Source organism: Candidatus Tiamatella incendiivivens (genome assembly GCA_015522635.1).
GTDB classification, from domain to species: Archaea; Thermoproteota; Thermoprotei_A; order Sulfolobales; family Acidilobaceae; genus Tiamatella; species Tiamatella incendiivivens.
In genome coordinates this window covers 1-18,906 of record WALW01000005.1, presented here as the reverse complement: position 1 = coordinate 18,906, position 18,906 = coordinate 1, and the positions used below count along the sequence as shown (strand labels likewise).

Below are 18,906 nucleotides of genomic sequence, written 5' to 3'. Positions count from 1 at the left end.
TTCAGAGCTGCATGGCTATGGATTAAACATAAAATCCCTTTTGATAGGTCTATTTTAACCATACTATATGAGAGATTGACTGAAACACCCGGGGTCGCACTGGTTGTTGGAATAGTTATAGCTGGGGGTGTCCTCGGGAGTTTTAGAACTAGTCTAACTTGGAGCTTGGGTTTTGGACTAATCGGTCTGGGCTTTTTTGATACTACTAGGGGATTTATATATGATATGAAGAAAAGATTAAAAGTTGATTCTAAGTTACTGGTTAAAGATAAAGTCCTAATAATATATACCTCTACGATATCAATTTTAATCTGGTTACAGGATATCTTCAGGTTCTATTTTATCGGACTCGCTGTTGGTATACATCTCACTTTACCCGAGGCAGCATTACTAAGCGTAGGATACCTGGTATTTGGCATGGCACCAACTCCAGCTGGACTAGGATTCGTCGAGGGTGGATTAACGTCAATCCTAGTAGGTCTCGGTTATTCTATAGATAAGGCAGGCCTATTGATTCTGGGAGAGCGGCTTATTTCGAGTGTTACCGCTAGTGTATTAGGCTTGGTTTTAGTGTCAGTTAGCGGAGGGATTCATGCGTTTAAGTTGGCTATGAAGATAGCTAGGAAAGCAGAGGAGGGCGAGGGAAGTGGAGACTCTGAGAATAATTTTGGCATCTGACTGGTATCTGCCGAGAAAAGGAGGAGTTGAAACAGCTATTTATAATTTAGCCAAGTCTCTCACTGAAATAGGACACGAGCCTATTGTTCTAACTCATCAAAACAAAGATTTGCTTGATCCGCCACTTTTAGATTACAGTGATGGATTCCATGTTGTTCGACTAAAAGTCCCTTTAGACGGAGACGACTATACAACCAGCTATAAAGCAGCATTATTATCGTTTGATTTCATTAAACACAATGCACCGCATATAATTCATGGGCATAGTCTAGTTTCACCTTATGCTCTTTTAACTATTCATGGTGGAAAAGGCATCCTTGGAATTCCAACAGTTTTGACGCATCATAGTCTGATTGCTGACGAATTAAACTTCAGAAGGAGAAAGATGGCTGCTTATGCATTGAAAAGAGTTGATGCGCTAACTGCGGTATCTTCCATAGTCAGGATGGATCTAGAAAAAATAAACGGTGGAGAAGAAAAAATTTACCTAACACCTAACTGCATCCGACTAAAGGAATGGGAGAGAACGGGGAGAAAATATGAAGGTGATCCCATAGTATCCTTCGTTTCCAGGCTTACTGAAAGAAAAAACCCGCTATTAGTAGTTGAAGTCTTTACGAAAATATTAGAGTACGCGCCTAAGGCAAAGCTATACATTGCTGGGTGGGGCCCTCTAGAAACTAGGGTTCTAGAGGAGATAGGAAAGAGAGGACTGAAAGGTAAAGCTATATATTTGGGATCGTTAGAGAGATCTCAAGTTAGGGAACTCTTATCATCAACCGATCTGTTTCTCATGCCTGGAAGGAAGGAAGCTTTCTCCATAGCCACTCTGGAAGCTCTGGCACTAGGTGTCCCAGTTATCGGATTCAAGAATACAGGTCTTGAAGATATAGTTATTCACGGCGAAAACGGTTACCTTGCAAATGATTATAACGAGTTTGTCGGGTATTCTCTCAGAACAGTATTAAACGACCGATTAAGGAGTAAACTGTCAAACAAGGCAATGCTGTCAGCAGGGGAGTTTGATTGTAATCAAGTGGTCTTACGATATTTAGAAGTATATAAGCATGCTATGGAAAAGTGTAGTGAAGAGAAAAGGCTCTTCATCTATAGCCTCTATAGGGTATTAAGGGGGGATCCGGTCAAACCAGGTGAATGGTGTGATGGAAGACGACTGGAATACTATAAAGTGCAACCTAAAAAGAGTAGTGTTCCTCACATTTGACGTTGAACCTGATGCTCCACCTTACCAATCTAGTTCAACGCGAGGATTAAAAGGGGGATTACCTTGGATTCTTAATATGTTGAGCAAGAAAAATATCAAGGCAACGTTCTTCATAGTGGGAGAACTGGCAGATAAAAATCCTTCTATGATTGAAGCAATATTGGAGGATGGACATGAGATAGGAAGCCACGGATATGACCATAGAAGACTAGACAGGCTATCATCTATCGAAGCCATCAGAAACATTAAGAAAAGTATTGATTCGCTTTCTGTGTTCCAACATATTTCCAGTTTCAGAGCACCTAATCTCCAGCCACCCAGAATTAGTCCTAATGACTATTTATCCCTCGGGATAGAGGTAGATTCAAGCATTGCATATTATAAGGATAAAACATATGATAGGCCTGTGAAAAAGAACGGGTTAGTGATCCTTCCAGCTACGGCAACAAGTAGCACAATTAGATTGCCTAAGATGTTAGCCGTTAAATTCACGCTTAATCCGAATAGAGAGTATCATCTCCTATTCTATCATCCTTGGGAGTTCACGCGTATAAAGAGAAAACCACTTTATAGACCGGATATTTGGGTGAGAACAGGTTCCTATGCTAGACATACCCTAGAGCTAATCGTGGATAAAGCTAGACAGAGAGGTTTCGAATTCCTGAGAGTCAGTGAAGCGATAGAAAGGCTTGAATGCGGGTAATTGAATAATTATTTTATGAAGATGGTAGCCGGGCGGGGATTCGAACCCCGGTCACGGGGGGTCCCCCCCATCTCCGATACGGGCAGATTGGGCCAGAGCCCCGCATCCTTGGCCGCTAGACGACCCGGCTCTCCATTTAACCGTATTGTTGAACATATTGGAGACTTAAAGTTTTCTCTACTCCAAGGAATAGAAGTTTAGTTTTAGAACTTCAAAGGTGCAGTGATATATCTTACTCTTGACTCATCAGCGGTCTTGAATACAAGTTCAAGCGGCCTTTCATCTGAGAATTTCAAATCAACAGAGTCAGCTATACGGGTTAGATTTAGAATAGCTTTTATGAACCCTATATCATATTTTGCATTGGAGTCTTCTCCAATTTCTAGTGATACAACAGCTGCGGATTCGAGAGTCAGTAATGATTCCATTTTACCCATAGTAGGGTCATCCGTGAATGCTCGAATAACTAGTCTTGGTTCTCCACTGACGTTTCTCGCGTCTAACTCCATTATGCTTGAGAAAGCTTCCACGTCTTTCAATATTTTCTTCAAAGGATCGGATATAACTGTGGCTCCTACTTTGTGCTCGAATTGCGGTTCCTTTATTTCAGGTTCAGCGACTTCGATGTTTGGGAAGCTATATCTCTTCGCTACAACGCTTTCAATATCTATTAGAACTTTATCATATGTTGCTGTGATTTGAAGCGAGTCTCCTCTCATACCCCGTTTTAATATGTTTGCAAGTCTAGTTACGTTGAACCCGATCTTGGCTTCTTCTTCTGAAATGTTGTAATCAAGGAAGGTGGTGCTAGGTATATAGAGATCTACATAGCTAGTTTGGGCCGCGTCAAATCCTCGAACCTTTACTCCTTCTTTTGTAAAGTACATGTTGGCTTCATCTAGAATTTTACTTAACGCGTCTAGGATCTGCTGAAAAGTTCTCGTGTCCGGGTACCGTGTATCTATTATAATATTGCCCTTAAATCTTTCTCTTAGGAGGCTCAAAGTAGCTATTCACCTGTATTGGATATTAGTGGATATTCTAGTATAAATTGTCTTGCCGCTAAGCTTTTATTACTATCACTCAGTAGTAATAGTTTAATTGGGGTGGTAACTATGAGGTCGTGGCAGGCTACAATTGCAGCAATTATTGTGATAGCATTAGCTGTTACAGCAATTTATGCGGTATACTACTCTTCTCCCAGCGGTGGGGAAAAGAAAATCGTGATCTACACCTACGAAAGCCTTCTCGGCTGGGGCAAAAATCCTAATGAAACATGGAATCAGGTCTTCGGAGAGTTTGAGAGAAATACAGGTATAAAAGTTGAGGTTGTCAAGTTCGATGATGCAGGAACCGCTCTTACAAAAGCAATAGAAGAGGCAAAAGCAGGTAGACATTACGCCGATATTATTATAGGAATAGATAATATACTTGTTGAAAGAGCAAAGGGATCTGGCATACTAGAGAAATACACTCCAAGTGATATTAACGAAATAAACAAAAAACTAATAGAGGCGTTAGATCCGGACGGATATGTTATACCATATGACTATGGTTTAATAGCATTAGTATACGACACAAAATACATTCCACAGAGTTTAATGGAGAACTTGACGTTCCAGGATCTTTTAACGAGAACAGCTGACTTAAACGGTAAGCAAGTCAAGCTAGTGAATACGCTGGTCACGGAAGATCCTAGAAAAAGTAGTACAGGGCTAGGATTCCTATTATGGCAAATAGCCGTCTACAAACACTGTAATCTAGGAAACTGGACGGAGTGGTGGAAAGAAGGTGACCCTAGAGTTGTTGCAAGCTGGGGAGACGCGTATGACTTGTTCGATAAAGGTAAATACCACATTGTAGTGAGCTATGGTACGGATCCAGCATACTCTATGTACTTCTATAACACCACAAGATACAGGGCTGCAGTAGTGGTCTATGATGGCAATCCAATAGCGTGGTTGCAGATAGAGGGAATAGCGCTTCTCAAAAATGCACCGCATAAGAGGTATGCTGAGAAATTCATTGACTGGTTCCTGAGCAAGCATGTCCAGGACTTAGTACCTCTAAACAACTGGATGTACCCTGCAAACATAAATGCCAAACTACCGGACGTCTACAAATACGCGATAAACCCCAGTAACGTGGAGCTAGCAAACCTATACTTCAGCAATGAGGAGGTACAACAGAATCTTGAGCAATGGCTTAACCAGTGGTTTGAAACGATTTCAAGTCAAGGCTAGTATAGCTGGAGGTCTTATTGTATTTTTTCTCTACTATTTACCAGTCCTTAACGGATTAAAGGACGCATTCAGCGGTGCAGCGTTCCTAAATGTTTTAGATAATCCAGTCATAATCCATTCACTAAGGTTTACAGTTGAGCAAGCCACTTTATCCGTTATACTATCCATACTAGTAGGTACTCCGGCAGGATTTGCATTAATAGGTATGAGACAGAGAGCATCTAGGTTGATAAGGACTATACTTCTCACAGTTTTCATGGCTCCATCTATGGTAGTAGTTATGGGGTTCACAAGTCTCTATGGTGAAAATGGGATAATCTCGTCGAGAATCCATCTCTTAAGCAGGCTCGGCGAAGGATTTACAGGCATACTAGCAGCACACGTATTCTATAATGCCCCATTAATAGCCATTATGGTATATAATAGCATGGCGAGCATACCAAAGGAATATTGGGATCTAATTACAGCAACCGCAGGGTTCTCATCCAGGACGGTTTGGAGAAAAGTATTTTTACCATATATGATTCCTGGCATCGTTTCCGGAGGACTTCTAGCATTCATATACTGTTTCATGAGTTTTGCTATACCTCTTAACCTAGGAGGACCGCGTTTCAGTACACTAGAAGTTAACATCTACATGTACTACAAGATACTCCAGAACGGTAGAATAGCCGCCTCGATAGCTTTAATACAGTACATTATACTTTTGTTCTTGATCGCAGTTATGATCAAGGCATCTTCAGCATCACCACATGCACCATTAGCTGCTAAAGCAAAGGCAAAGCTATCCAAGGTACTAATGTTTGCTTCAGCATCTTACGTAGGAGCTTTATTGTTATATCTTATTGCACCGTTAGCTGGCTCACTTTATTATAGCTTCTACAACCCTATAACGGGGAGTTACACAGCTAACTATTACCGCCATGTACTTTCGACAGTATATGATCCCAGGCTAGGTATACCACCTATCAACACGTTACTTAACAGCCTCTACTACGCTTTTATGACAGTGATTTTATCTCTAGGAATTGGGACGTTACTTTCAATAGGATGGGGACGAGTAAATGATGTCATAGTTGTTTCTCTATTAGCGATTAGTCCCATAACTCTAGGGCTGGGTCTTCTAAGGACGATACCCCCATGGATACCAGTATGGGTATCAATAATACTTGCTCATACGTTTGCCGGGCTTCCCTTGGCATTAAGAAGTATTAGGTTAGGACTGGAAAGGGTATCACGCAAATATATTGAGGCGAGTCTATCTCTCGGGGAAACATTGTGGGGCACATTGTTCAGAGTGGCTGTACCAATATCCAAACAATCGTATGTGACTGCTGCTGCATTTGCTGCTGCAATAAGTTTGGGAGAATTCACGGCTACACTTTTTCTCAGGACGGTCAGAACTACAACATTAGCGGTTGCTATCTATCAGTATAGATCTCTCAGAATGTTTGGAGAAGCGTATGCCGCTAGCGGTGTTCTTTTGTTCCTAACTCTTATAACCATTTATATAATAGCTAGGTTCGAGGGTGTGAATGCTAATGGAAGCCGTTAAACTGTTGAATGCCAGTAAGCAGTACACTAGAAATAGTGGGATTTTTAATATTAATGTGTCATTCAAGAAAGGACTATATCACGTGGTTCTGGGTCCCTCTGGAGCTGGTAAAACGACTTTACTCCGAGTTATAGCCGGATTAGAGGACTTGACGTCTGGAGGGTTATTCATAAATGATGTTAAGATGAATAATGTACCACCATTCAAGCGGCCTGTATCTCTCGTTTTCCAGGAACCAGTATTGTTTCCCCATTTATCAGTTATAGATAATATTATCTTCCCGCTTCAAGCTAAGGTAAGCAGTAAAGAGGAAGCAGTTGAGAAAGCTCGGCATATTGCTAGGCTCCTCCGTATAGACGAACTGTTGAATAGAATGCCTGACGAGTTAAGCGGTGGAGAAAGACAGAGAGTATCAATTGCGCGAGCTCTAGTCACTGAACCGGAAATAGTCCTCCTCGACGAACCTTATTCTAACCTAGATCTAAGTCTAAGAGAGAACCTGAGATGGGAAATAAGGGGAATAATGAAGAACATGAGTGTAACAGTAATCCATGTAACTCATGACCAGGACGAGGCTCTCGAACTTGCAGATGAAATACATATACTTTATTCTGGCAGGCTAGTCGATAGTGGGCTTACTGAAAGGATCTACTGGAAACCTAAAACACTTGAAGCTGCTAGGGTTCTTGCACATAATATTATACTGTTGAACAAACAATGCTTAATAGTGCCAATAGATGGATTTAGCTTAAAGTCATCTGAATGTGACCGTGGAATGCTATCCAGGCTAGTCGAGACAAGGAACAGAAGGGGCTATACTTTAGCAGTCTATGAGTCGCAAGGAAATTATTTAAGGGTTGCTATATCTAAGAAATCGCCTCCCCCCGATAGGGTATATCTATGTCCTGTTGACTTTACCAGCTTCGCTTGCTCTAAAGATAACTAAACCCGCATTTTGACCCCTGTATTCTACCATGCTCAGTAACGAAGAGTTTAGTGGGCGTCGCAATCAAACCAATTTTTACATTATAGCTATATTCGACTTTTCCATCAATTTCCACGTTTTCATTCTGATGGAAGCCTTATCCAGGCACGCCACTGGATAATTAGAGATTACCGAGCAGGAACCCTATTAGTCCTGACAGCATTCCTATTAGGACGATCTTCTTGTGTTTCAGTGCATGAACCCTATCAGGGCTCTTTACTATAATTACAATGGAATAGAGGAGGAGGATGTCTGTAACTAGTACAGGTACACCGTATCCCAAGCGGTTTATATGCCCCGACGTTAAGGGAAACGGACTCAGGAGTATTGCAATGAGATACATTACAACTGCTAGCATGCTTGAGAGCTTCTCTCCATATGTTATGGGGAGAGATTTGACGCCTTTGACTTTATCTCCTTCAATATCAGCGATGTCCTTAACTATCTCTCTGCCAAGCCCCGCCAAGAAAACCATAAGCCAGTAAATCATTATTGTCCAGGTAAGCCTTTCAACGATAAGGGCACCATAGAGTATAGGGATCCCAATATTATATGCAACCATAATATTACCTGGTAATCCTAGTTTCTTTCCTTTCGCATTATAATACACGCCGACAGCTAGGCTGAACGATGCTATGATGAAGGTTAGTAGTCCTGTGAGTGTTGAGAATAGTAATCCTATGATTGCTAAGGCGCTTGACAGTTTATAGGCTCCTGGAACAGTGGCTTTTCCTGTAGCTAAAGGTCTGTCAAGCTTATTGACTCTGTCAATTTCTATGTCATATATGTCATTGACGGTCATGGATACTGCGCAAAAACTGAATCCTACAATGAAACCTGATGCCAGTCTAATAACATCTACAGACAAAAGCTCCCTACCCGCTGCAATACCAGCACCTACTATAACAGCGAAACCTATCATAGTGCAGTTGGTAGGCCTCATTAGGGCTAGGTATCCTCTCCTCATCCCATTGAACCTCAACGTTAAAGTCTTCACTCATACCCGAATTATAAATTAAGGTAGGGAGGCGGGTTATATGATGACTTCTAAACATTGGGTTGATATTCTAGCTGAAGAATTAGCTGGAAAGCTAGCTGAGAGGAAGAAGGAAGTATATATATTCAATGGCGGTCTCAGCGTGTCAGGAGTCCAGCATATAGGTAGGCTTAGAGGAGAGATCATACTTCCAGAAGTCCTTAGGAGGACGCTTGAGTCAAAAGGATTTAAGGTAAAGCAGTTACTGACATTGTATACCCAAGATGCTTGGAAGGGTAAGAAACCGCAATTAGAGGCATTTGATAACCCTCAAGAAGCGAGAAGATACAAGGGATGGCCGCTTATAAAGGTTCCTGATCCAAGGGGCTGTCATAACAATTGGGTGGAACATTACTGGAGCGACTTTGGCCCATACATAAAAGAGTTTACTGACGGGAAAGTAGAGGTAGTAACAACTACAGAACTCTACAACGGTAAGATGAAGGAATTCGTCTTAGAGACTCTTCAGAAAAGAGAGCAGGTTAGAAAGATTATCAACAGGTACAGAGGCCGCAACAAATATCCTGAAGGTTGGATACCGTTCGAACCAATATGTAGTAACTGTGGTAGAATAGATAGAACGGTAGCAGTTGCATACGATGAAATTAGAGGATTAATTGAGTACTACTGCAGGGCATGCAACCATAGAGGAAAGGCTAGATTGGAGGAAGGTAAACTCAACTGGAGAATAGAATGGACTGGCGTTTGGAAGGTTCTAGAGGTAGACTTTGAACCGTACGGAAAGGACCATGCTACTCCGGGTGGTAGTAGGGATTCCTGTAAGGAGCTCGCCGCAATAGTCTACAAATTCAATCCTCCAGAAGGAGAATGGTATGAATGGGTGTCGCTTAGAATAGGAGGCAAGGAAGCAGACATGACTAGCAGCGGATTCGTTGGCATAACCCCTAAGGAATGGCTTGATATAGCACACCCACAAATACTTAGATTCATCTACGTGTCGACTAATCCGAAGAGGAGGGTTGTTATTGACTTACAAGAAATACCTAGGTATTACAATGACTATTATAGGGCAGAGCGTGTTTACTTTGGACTAGAATCTACAGGCAATGAAGGCGGGGATGGAGTTCTAGCCAGATCATACGAGTTATCCCATCCTGATAGGCCACCAGAGAAGATGCCCATCCAAATTCCATATTTACATGTCGCGTTATTGGTTCAAAACCTTCCCAGAGATAACATATTCGAGCATGCCCTGTTAAGATTAAAGAGAACCAGCCATGTTTCCGAGTTAGGAGATTATAGTAAAGCTTGGCTTGCAGGTTTAGTAGTTAAGGCATTAAATTGGGTCGATACATATGCACCTGAATCATTGAAGTTTAAGGTACCAAGGGAGCCTCCCATGGAGGTATATAAGGAGGTTAAACATAGAAGTGAATTAAGAGTTCTAGCAGAGAAGCTAGCCCGGCTCGAGTCTTGGGATGAGGGGGCGATAAAGGAGGCAATGATAGAAGTGGGAGGGGAGATGAGTTCCAATGTAAGGCGGGAATTCTACAAAGACTTTTACTTAGCAATTCTTGGTAAACCTCAAGGGCCTAGAGCAGCTCCACTATTGTCAGTTCTAGACAAAGAAATGGTAATTGATAGGCTGAAACTTGCTGCAAGAGGGGAAGAGCAATGACAGGTAGACTTTATACGAGAACAGGCGATGAGGGGACGACTTTTTGCTATTTCCTGAATAAGAGGATTCCAAAAGATCATCCTTTAATGGAGTTCTTAGGTACACTGGACGAGGCTAATAGCCATATTGGCTTAGCAAGAAGCTTATTACCTAGTATGCCGGAGCTTAGCGATATCCACAGGATACTGGTAGAAGTCCAACGATTAATGTTTAAGATAGGGTTTCTCCCCTCTAGGCCTACAAGCCTGTCAGAGAATGACATTCTCTGGATGGAGAAGTTGATCGATAAATATTATGGGGAAGCTCCTTTGAAAAGCTTTATTTTGCCAGGCGGACACAAAGCCGCTTCTCAACTCCATGTGGCCAGGACGGTTACCCGAAGGGCAGAGAGGAGATTAGTGCAACTCGTAAACGAGGGGTTATACCCGAAACTAGCCTTGAAGGCGATTAATAGACTTAGCGATCTTTTATTCGCTTTAGCCCTTTACGTTAATAGAATCCTAAAAGTGGAAGAAACTCCTGTTTAACTTGTTTAAACAGGGCTCGAGGGGACAGGCCACCTCACTAACCCCTACATATTACGGGGTTTCGGTTGATGGCGTATAATTCATCGCCTGATTTACAATGTTAGGGAATCTATTGTATTATAATAAATTGTTCAAATGAATTTTCTTAAAATACTAGCAAGACATTTGGGACTTTTGATAATCAATTTGAGAAGTGATGTTTTAGTGAAATCCCCTAGTCCTACTCTTATGAGTACCTCAGGATTCAAGTTCTTCAGAAAATCAGCTCGTGACTTGGATGTTAACTGCTTAACTTTTTCTAGTATTCGTCTCTGTAAACTCACTTTCCAGTATACATTTGTCTGTCGAACTGCTTTGAACGGATTCTTGCCTTCGGCTAAAGCTTCGGCAACAGCGTAACCCATTATTATAGAAGGCCTTATACCTTCCCCTGTTAACGGATAAACTGCCCCAGAAGCCTCACCTATTATCAAGGGGTATGATTCATGTAAATGTATTCCTCCAACTGCTAGTCTTGCACCCTCTAGTTTTGATACTTGCTGTGACCCCCTGAGCCTTTCATCCCTCATAACAAACCTTTCAAGTAGGTTTTTCATTGCAACCATATCCTTGAACCCACCTACACCTATCTTAACAAGGTGTTTTTCCATGGGGAAAATCCAGTAATAGCCTATAATTTCAGAGTCAAAATAGAATTCAAACATCTCTCCCCAAGAATAAGCGGTTTTTAAGTGAAATTGAACAGCATTAATGGTTTCCCCCATATACCAAGGGAACCCCCCGGCTATTATTAGCCTTCTAACATCGGTTTCAGACTTTATTCTACGAGGATTTACTGGGGCCTTGTATAGTATATCGACACCGTATTGATTGGCAAGTATCTCTAACATCAAGGGTTTATCGACAATTACACCTAAATCATTCCCAGTATAGTCAAGCGCATGTTCTCTGTCGATGAATAAAGTTGCTCCATCGATATGCTTCTTAATGGACTCTTCTGGAATTCGAAAAGGAAGGGTCTGAGGGAGAGGAATACCCCAGCCGCAAGGTTTCATCGCGAGCTTGGGTGCTGCTTCATAAATTTTGACACTAAATCCTTCCATAGTAAGTTTTAGCCCAGCAGAGATTCCAGCCGGTCCGGCCCCAACAACCATGTAGTCAGCTTCGACCACTCTCTGATGCACCGTTCCCGCATTTTGCATCTAGCTTCTTTATAAAGCCCTTACATACCATACTTTCATATCAAAGGGTGTAATAGTTGCTGAACAAGGAAACCAAAATAATTGAAACTAGACCTCACCCTGCTAGCTTCATGGGTTCTTACACGCTATGGGCATATCTATTCCTAGTCTCTCTAGTGACGTATGTAAAGCCAGGTGTTTATACTCCCTTATGCAATAGGATACCCGTGTCATGTGGAAACATAGCATTCGCCTCTTGGTCGGTGCTAGTAATTGTCCCTTACCTCGTAAGAGCATACCACAATGTTTCTATAGGGAACTTCTTACTAGGAATAGCCATAGTTATTGTAGGTCCTGTTCTATCAGAACTGGGTTATGGTAACTGGAGCTACTCATATCTAACAGGCATCGGTTTGGGACTGCTTGGAATAATCGGCATGGAACTCCATAGAAGAGCTCATCACTATACAATAACTGACAGGCGCGTTATCATAGAGTACAATATCTTTTATAAGAAACGGAGGAGAGACCTCGTTTATGAGAGAGTTCAAGAGTTTATAGTAGAGAAACCTTTAATGGGAAGGATCTTCGGTTTTGGACATATATACCCTATAACAGCTTCGGGAATAGGTACAGGTAATGACGCCGTCACGGTAGGTGGAGGTGTTGCTGCTAAGGGAATAGTAGGCGGTGTAGCAACTACTAAAACAGTTGAGATGCCTAGAAGTAGAAGTTTCTTCATTCTCTACGGCATACCTGATCCCGAGAGTGTATACGATAAACTTGTAAATCTTCAATCAATGAGCCAGTCTGCCCCTTATCTAAGGGAGTTAGTTAGCGACATGAAGAAGCTAGTGGAAGACAAGGGGGATAAGAGGAAATAGAGCTATTAGAGAACATATGAGACTCTCCAATATCTCGGGGGTAGATATTGAAGCAAGGGGGTCTTATAGGGGCCTACAAATATAGGGCTGTCATACTTGATCCAGTTCACGGCTTCGTACCGATCAATGAGGCTGAGTACACTCTATTACAAACACCATTTATGAGAAGGCTTCACAATATAACACAACTTGGACTCACATTTCTGGTTTATCCCGGAGCTCGACACACTAGATTTGAACATAGTATAGGTGTAATGCATCTAATGAGCCGGTTTGCCGAGAAAATAGTTTCAATTATACAAGAAGATGAAGATTTATGTTCCACTATAACTAAGACTTGTAGCAAGCGAGAACTGAGGAACTTCGTCCAGCTTTCAAGGTTAACAGGACTGCTCCACGACATAGGTCATTTACCATTTAGCCATCAAATGGAAATAGCACTAGCTAACGTTGAAGTTAGCGGAGCATTGTCTTTCCAGTGGTTTAAGGAATTCGATGGAAAAGTACACGAGTATTATACAATGAAGTTTATCCGATTCATCAGCGAAAACCTCGTAAAACGGAGAGTAAAGTTACAACAACTATTACAAGCGGTCGAAGACGCCTTGTTCAAGGATACGAAAAACCACAAGCCCAGGAAGGAAGTACTCGACAGGCTAGGTCTTAAGGAAGGCTCGTATTATGTGGTGAACCAGCTGATATCTGGGACAATAGATGCGGACAGGCTTGATTATGTGTTAAGAGACTCGCTTCATACAGGAGTAGTGTATGGTAGGGTAGATATAGACAGGCTGATATATGCGTTGACGGTAGATATGGCAGAGAACAAACCACATGTCATGTATGATATTCGAGGGCTATCAGCTCTTGAAGACATGTTTGATTCGAGGATAAAAATGTACAAATGGCTATATCTGCATCATAAGAACACCTCTTTTTACATAGCGCTAACGAAGATTTTAGAGGGTATAATAAACAACTGGCATGAAATTAGGCAACAGATATATCCTCAAATAGATGATCTGGACTTCTATGAGTTCATGAATCCTAGCAACGTTGCAGACCTTATAGGTAAATCGCTTATCTCCTTAGATGAGCACGAGTTCATGCAAGCTACTAAGGTACTCAGAGTGCTTGGTGATAGCCAAGAAAGAAGATGGGCTTCAAGCATTATGGAACGAAGAGATCTGTTGCCAATCTCGATAATCAAGAGATTTGGCGATATAACTCTCTATACTAGCAGGCGTCCACAGGAAGTTATACGCCAATTATCAATGTCCTTAGAGGACGATGATAAGGTTTCTCAGTTAGAGAACAAGTTTCTAAGGGAATACTCAAATCATTATCTGCATCGGTTAGAAGAGAATTGTGGAAACAAGAAATCTAAGGCTAGATTTATAGTTTCGTCGATGAGCATTGAAAAAAGAGCATTGAAACGAGATTTGAAAGTGAAGGGGGCACGCATCCTAGAGTTATCCGGTGTTTCAAGTCATGTTAGAGGTATCCACTACTCTGCTAGTGAGCCAATAGTATATGTACACGCGTATTCCGATGATGAATGCGAGCACTTATTCATAAGGAACAATGTCGAAACTATCAAGGAAATAGTATTCCAAACTATAGAGAACGTTGTTTTAAGCTAAAAACCATACCCTAGTGACAGATTAGCCTCTTCAAGCATTTTTTCTGACATGAAGTATGGAATCAAGGCTAACGCTCTAGTGTATTTATTGTCAGGCAAGCTCCAAAGAAGCTTTCCAGCCTCCTCAATTACAACTTTAAGCTTCTCAATTCCCCTTTCAATATAATACCTATAATCTGGTACTTCACTTTCCTTCCAATTTCTATTGGGATCTAAGTATTTAACGAATAGTCTGACGCCAGATTGGAGATCGCCCCATTTAGTGCTGTCGGGTAAAACATTAGCCAGGTCAACCATGTCATCTGCTATTTGATATGCCAGGCCTAGGCTATCTCCATACTTGTTGAGTATGTCAATGTATTCATCTTCACCTGACGAAATAGCTCCAAGGATCACTGCCAGCCGGAATAATGCCCCTGTCTTATATATAGCAACATTCTCGTAATCTTCTGGTTTCAGTATAGGGTAGAGGAAACTGTCGGCTACTTCTCCTCTAGTTGTTTGCTCCCAGGCTCTAATTACATGCATTATGGCCTTGAACCCGTATTTCTCAACAATTCTTTGGGCTACCGAGATTATAAGAACGCTTACTAGTACAGTTTTAGATACCCCATGGGCTATCCAACTCGCCTTTTTATTCCTTCTGAACTCGTCTACATCAACAATATCGTCAAGTGCGAGAGAAGCGGCTTGCACCAGCTCTACAGCGACGGCAGCATCTAGGGCCTCTAATGGATCGCCTCCCAAGGCTTTGGTTGTAAGTATAGTGAGGAAGCCTCTGAACCTTTTACCCCCTTCAGTTATATACCTCTGGATCTCGAGTACTTGACCATGCTTATCTATGGAGAACTCCTTTAGTTTATCATCAATCATGTCCTTCGCTTGCAGCCACTCGTCTACAATAATTTTCTTAATATCTTTTACCTGCTGGTTGTCCAGCGCCGTCAGCTCCAATGCCTGCACCTTTTGATCCGTCTAGAACAATGAGACATGGGGCATATATTAATACATCTATGGTTGTATAAAACAAGGTGTCACGGGTCTTCTCAGGTGTAGAACCATGAATATTGAAGAGATTTTTAGGGATGCTATTCAAGCACGGGAAGTATTGTCAAAAGCCATACATACTACGCCACTCGATTTCTCTGCAACATACTCGAAAATCGTCGGAGCAAGGGTGTTCCTGAAGCTTGAGAATTTACAGAAGACGGGATCCTTCAAGGTGAGAGGCGCGTACTATAGGATATGGAGTATTCCTAGAGAGGAAAGAAAGGGGGTTGTTGCTGCGAGTGCAGGAAATCATGCTCAGGGTGTAGCATTTGCAGCATCGAGGCAAGGCATTTCATCTATTATCGTTATGCCTGAGACAGCTCCTATCTCAAAGATCGAGGCTACTAGGAATTATGGTGCTGAAGTGGTATTGTATGGAAGAGTGTATGATGATGCATTGAAAAAAGCAATGGAGATTGTAGAAGAGAAGGGGTATACGTTTATTCACCCTTTCGATGACCCGAAAGTAATAGCGGGTCAGGGGACTATTCTTCTCGAAGCCTTTAAGCAACTTGGAGAACCGCCAGACACTATTATAACTCCTGTTGGAGGAGGAGGCTTAGCGTCTGGTCTAATAACTGTGGCTAGGCATTTATGGGGTAATAAAACGAGGATAATAGGCGTTGAACCTAGTTATGCTCCAAAGTTCACTGAGAGCCTAAAGTATGGGCATCCTATTAAGGTTCCCGCTCATCCCGGTATTATGGATGGACTGGTAGTTAAGATTCCCGGGGAATTAACGTTCGAGATTATATCCAGCTATATAGATGAGGTGATTACAGTGGATGATAAAGAGGTAAGCGAAGCAATTTACCTGCTTCTCGAGCGTAACAAAACTTTGGCTGAGGGAGCAGGTGCAGCTCCTCTCGCAGCTATGTTAACTGGTAAAGTCGAGGTTAGGAAAGATGAGAAAGTCCTACTCATAATATCCGGCGGCAATATTGATCCAACCAGGCTTGTGCGGGTGATCAACTATGAGCTTGGAAGAGGGCGTAGGATAGTTAGATTAGAAGGATTAATACCGGATGAACCCGGATCCCTGAATAGGGTTTTGGAATTACTAGCCCTAGCAAGGCTCAATATCATAGACGTCAGGCACGACAGAATAAGCCTGGTCTTAGAACCTGGATGGGCAAAGATAGAAGTTTACGCTGAAGCCCCCAGTGGGAAGTCAGTTAATAATGTTTTAGAGAAACTTAATGGTGAGGGATTCCCCTTCAAGTTATTGAGTTATTGAGAATTTACTCTATAACAGTTATATTATCAGCTGGGAACCCCATTTCAACCAATATTCCTTTGACACGATCCCTATGATCTCCCTGGAGCTCTATCCTGCCATCCTTTGCAGTTCCTCCGGTGGCAAGTTTTCTTTTCAGTTCTGATGCTAGTTTTTTCAGGTTGACTTCTTTCTCGTTTAAGCCGTCTATTATTGTTACTTCTTTACCAAAACGCCTTCTTTCCAGTCGAATCCTAATTTCCTGTTGCTCGGTTACAAGTTGCTCGCAGAGTTCGGGGGGTAACCCTCCGCATAGAGAATCAAATTCACTCATGGTTTTTCTTACACCCATACATGTTTTACACGTAGAGTATACGTGATCCGTTGTTAACCAATAGAGCCTGGAAAAAATAAATATTTATCCTTTGAAGCATAAACTCCCTTTCTAGGTGTCGGTCTGTGGAAAGATACTTTGAGCCGGATGAAGGAGATATTGAATACTTGTGCCCTAACTGCGGTGCAATAGTGAAAAAGAGTGAAATCGAATTATTACCTAGTCTAATGTGCCCTAACTGCGGGTTTAGGGGATTGTTCAAACTAAAAAGAGCTGGAAAAATACTTTTTAGAGCAGTGTAGACACGCGAATTATTTTTCTCTACCGCTTTTTGCATAATGCATTGCTACAAGTTCTACGACAAGCTTACTCGCTAATATTCCTGTAATCCCGCTGAGGTCGTATACAGGACTGGTTTCCATAATGTCGAAACCAACTAGCCTGTTATCTATTATTTTCCAGAGCACATCTAGGATAAGTGAAGGGGTCAAGCCTTCTGGTTCCGGGTTCCCAACGGCTGGTGCATAAGAAGGATCGAAGGCATCCATATCTATGCTTATATAATAATGGTTGCAGCCAGCCAAGAATTTCTTAAGTTTTAATGCCAGCATGTCTTCTCCTATTCTAAACGCTTCAAGACTAGTTACAATATCATACCCTTTATTCTCTGCATAATCGTGTTCTTCTTCAGAGAACCCCCTCACACCAATGTAGAATAATCTAATATTGCCACCATACTTTTCGTTTAATCTTCGAACTACACTGGCATGACTGTACTTGCATCCCAGATAATCCTCCCGTAAATCCATATGCGCATCTATCCAGATCAAGCATGGATTAATTATTCTGAACGCAGATAAAGCACCTAGAGATCCTAAGTGTTCTCCCCCGATAAGTATGGGAATACGACTGTTTTCACTTGCAAATATTTCCTTATAGATTTCTTCAACTCTTCTCACAGTTTCACGAGGGTCTCCGTGAACTATAGCCACGTCTCCCTCATCGAATACTCCCCCAATTTCATCCACATCCACTCCTGCTCTAAGGCTGTTGAACTCTATATACCGTGAAGCAGTTCTAACAGCGTTGGGTCCGAATCTCTGTCCAGCCCTGAAAGACGAGGTCGAGTCAAATGGGAATCCTATGAGGCTATATGGAGTTTTCTTTTTTTCCGGTCTATAACCACCGAAAGCCTCTGGCGATTCGGCTATAAACAGGGACTTCAACGACATTACACCAATAGTAAAGTGGATTAATCTCTTTATTTATAATCCTATACAAACTCGAAGCAATCTAGGGTTGGTAGGTTTGGCAGAGGTAGAAACAGACAAATATGAAAGACTAATGGATCTAGCTAAGAGAAGGGGGTATCTCTGGCCTTCATACGAAATCTACGGTGGAGTAGCAGGCTTCTATGATCTTGGCCCCTATGGAATAATGTTAAAGCAGAGCATTATCAGTAAATGGAGAGAAATGTTCGTCCGGAGACACCAGCATATAGTAGTAGAAGTTGAGACACCTATAATCGGACCCTCGAAAGTATATGAGGCATCAGGTCATGTTGAAAGTTTCACAGATCCCATAGTTGAGTGTCTAAAGTGTGGTAGGAAATTCAGGGCTGACCATCTAGTTGAGGATAAACTTGGAATTAGTGTGGAAGGCCTGGCACCTAGTGATTTAACGAAGCTCCTGAGGGATCATGATATTCGATGTCCAATATGCGGTGGTGAGCTGAGTGAAGTAAAGGCTTTCAATTTACTATTTGAGACAAGAATTGGCCCCTACGAGTCTAATAAAGGTTTTGTACGACCTGAACTTGCACAAGGGATTTTCACGGCTTTCAAAAGGATACATGAGGCCATGAGGAATCGTTTGCCAATAGGTATAGCTCAAATAGGGAAAGTAGGGAGGAACGAGATAAGCCCTCGTCAAGGAGTTATAAGATTGAGGGAATTCACTCTAATGGAGATGGAATTTTTCATTGATCCAAGGGAAGAGGAATGTCCTT

The 18,906-nt window shown here is 41.9% G+C and carries 19 protein-coding genes and 1 tRNA gene; 13 read left to right on the top strand and 7 right to left on the bottom strand.

Features of this window, described 5'->3' with window-relative positions; all coding sequences use genetic code 11:
• From F7B60_00560 to F7B60_00550, 3 genes are all read left to right on the top strand, one after another.
• The coding region (locus tag F7B60_00560) for a flippase-like domain-containing protein (GenBank protein MCE4614013.1) at positions 1-678 on the top strand (678 nt) is incomplete at its 5' end.
• Positions 647-1,903, top strand: coding sequence for a glycosyltransferase family 4 protein (locus tag F7B60_00555; protein ID MCE4614012.1), 1,257 nt, complete (start codon positions 647-649; stop codon positions 1,901-1,903). The genes F7B60_00560 and F7B60_00555, both read left to right, overlap by 32 nt.
• Positions 1,842-2,606 carry a polysaccharide deacetylase family protein gene (locus tag F7B60_00550; protein ID MCE4614011.1) on the top strand — a complete coding sequence of 255 codons (765 nt, stop codon included), beginning with the start codon at positions 1,842-1,844 and terminating at the stop codon, positions 2,604-2,606. Before F7B60_00555 ends, F7B60_00550 begins: the two co-directional genes overlap by 62 nt.
• Positions 2,607-2,628: 22 nt before the next feature.
• On the opposite strand, the gene F7B60_00545 is transcribed toward F7B60_00550, so the two are convergent.
• Positions 2,629-2,736: transfer RNA gene (locus tag F7B60_00545), tRNA-Gln, on the bottom strand.
• A 73-nt stretch (positions 2,737-2,809) separates the two neighbouring features.
• A complete protein-coding gene (locus F7B60_00540) occupies positions 2,810-3,610 on the bottom strand; it encodes a DNA polymerase sliding clamp (protein MCE4614010.1) in 801 nt (266 codons plus the stop codon).
• Positions 3,611-3,721: 111 nt separating this feature from the next.
• Between F7B60_00540 and F7B60_00535 the strand changes: the two genes are divergently transcribed.
• From F7B60_00535 to F7B60_00525, 3 genes are read left to right on the top strand one after another with little or no spacing between them, the layout of a single operon-like run.
• Positions 3,722-4,849 (top strand): thiamine ABC transporter substrate-binding protein, encoded by a 1,128-nt coding sequence (locus F7B60_00535; GenBank protein ID MCE4614009.1) that lies wholly within the window; start codon positions 3,722-3,724, stop codon positions 4,847-4,849.
• On the top strand, positions 4,800-6,404 hold the full coding sequence (locus tag F7B60_00530) for an iron ABC transporter permease (GenBank protein MCE4614008.1): 1,605 nt from the start codon (positions 4,800-4,802) through the stop codon (positions 6,402-6,404). The genes F7B60_00535 and F7B60_00530 overlap by 50 nt, the downstream gene beginning before the upstream one ends.
• Positions 6,391-7,350, top strand: a complete 960-nt coding sequence (locus F7B60_00525; GenBank protein MCE4614007.1) for an ABC transporter ATP-binding protein — start codon at positions 6,391-6,393, stop codon at positions 7,348-7,350. Before F7B60_00530 ends, F7B60_00525 begins: the two co-directional genes overlap by 14 nt.
• Positions 7,351-7,510: 160 nt before the next feature.
• Here the strand turns inward: F7B60_00525 and F7B60_00520 are convergent, their stop codons facing one another.
• The gene (locus tag F7B60_00520) at positions 7,511-8,356 is read right to left on the bottom strand and encodes a UbiA family prenyltransferase (GenBank protein ID MCE4614006.1); all 846 of its coding nucleotides are present in this window, start codon (positions 8,354-8,356) and stop codon (positions 7,511-7,513) included.
• A 70-nt stretch (positions 8,357-8,426) separates the two neighbouring features.
• Between F7B60_00520 and lysS the strand changes: the two genes are divergently transcribed.
• Positions 8,427-10,064, top strand: coding sequence for a lysine--tRNA ligase (lysS, locus tag F7B60_00515; protein MCE4614005.1), 1,638 nt, complete (start codon positions 8,427-8,429; stop codon positions 10,062-10,064).
• Complete coding sequence (locus F7B60_00510; GenBank protein MCE4614004.1) at positions 10,061-10,591, top strand: cob(I)yrinic acid a,c-diamide adenosyltransferase; 531 nt, start codon at positions 10,061-10,063, stop codon at positions 10,589-10,591. The genes lysS and F7B60_00510 overlap by 4 nt, the downstream gene beginning before the upstream one ends.
• 131 nt (positions 10,592-10,722) lie before the next feature.
• On the opposite strand, the gene F7B60_00505 is transcribed toward F7B60_00510, so the two are convergent.
• A complete protein-coding gene (locus tag F7B60_00505; protein ID MCE4614003.1) occupies positions 10,723-11,763 on the bottom strand; it encodes an NAD(P)/FAD-dependent oxidoreductase in 1,041 nt (346 codons plus the stop codon).
• A gap of 86 nt (positions 11,764-11,849) precedes the next feature.
• Here F7B60_00505 and F7B60_00500 point away from each other — a divergent pair, with 86 nt between their 5' ends.
• Positions 11,850-12,656 (top strand): PH domain-containing protein, encoded by an 807-nt coding sequence (locus F7B60_00500; protein ID MCE4614002.1) that lies wholly within the window; start codon positions 11,850-11,852, stop codon positions 12,654-12,656.
• Positions 12,657-12,703: 47 nt separating this feature from the next.
• Positions 12,704-14,299: an HD domain-containing protein gene (locus F7B60_00495; protein ID MCE4614001.1), complete on the top strand. Its 1,596-nt coding sequence runs from the start codon at positions 12,704-12,706 to the stop codon at positions 14,297-14,299.
• On the opposite strand, the gene F7B60_00490 is transcribed toward F7B60_00495, so the two are convergent.
• Positions 14,296-15,252, bottom strand: a complete 957-nt coding sequence (locus tag F7B60_00490; protein ID MCE4614000.1) for a polyprenyl synthetase family protein — start codon at positions 15,250-15,252, stop codon at positions 14,296-14,298. The genes F7B60_00495 and F7B60_00490 overlap by 4 nt on opposite strands.
• Before the next feature lie 106 nt (positions 15,253-15,358).
• On the opposite strand from F7B60_00490, the gene ilvA reads away from it, so the two are divergent.
• Complete coding sequence (gene ilvA / locus F7B60_00485; GenBank protein ID MCE4613999.1) at positions 15,359-16,585, top strand: threonine ammonia-lyase; 1,227 nt, start codon at positions 15,359-15,361, stop codon at positions 16,583-16,585.
• A 4-nt stretch (positions 16,586-16,589) separates the two neighbouring features.
• Here the strand turns inward: ilvA and yciH are convergent, their stop codons facing one another.
• Positions 16,590-16,898, bottom strand: coding sequence for a stress response translation initiation inhibitor YciH (gene yciH, locus F7B60_00480; GenBank protein MCE4613998.1), 309 nt, complete (start codon positions 16,896-16,898; stop codon positions 16,590-16,592).
• A 125-nt stretch (positions 16,899-17,023) separates the two neighbouring features.
• Between yciH and F7B60_00475 the strand changes: the two genes are divergently transcribed.
• Positions 17,024-17,200 (top strand): hypothetical protein, encoded by a 177-nt coding sequence (locus F7B60_00475; GenBank protein MCE4613997.1) that lies wholly within the window; start codon positions 17,024-17,026, stop codon positions 17,198-17,200.
• 9 nt (positions 17,201-17,209) lie between these two features.
• Here the strand turns inward: F7B60_00475 and speB are convergent, their stop codons facing one another.
• Positions 17,210-18,124 (bottom strand): agmatinase, encoded by a 915-nt coding sequence (gene speB, locus F7B60_00470; protein ID MCE4613996.1) that lies wholly within the window; start codon positions 18,122-18,124, stop codon positions 17,210-17,212.
• An 82-nt stretch (positions 18,125-18,206) separates the two neighbouring features.
• Between speB and glyS the strand changes: the two genes are divergently transcribed.
• The coding region (gene glyS, locus F7B60_00465) for a glycine--tRNA ligase (protein MCE4613995.1) at positions 18,207-18,906 on the top strand (700 nt) is incomplete at its 3' end.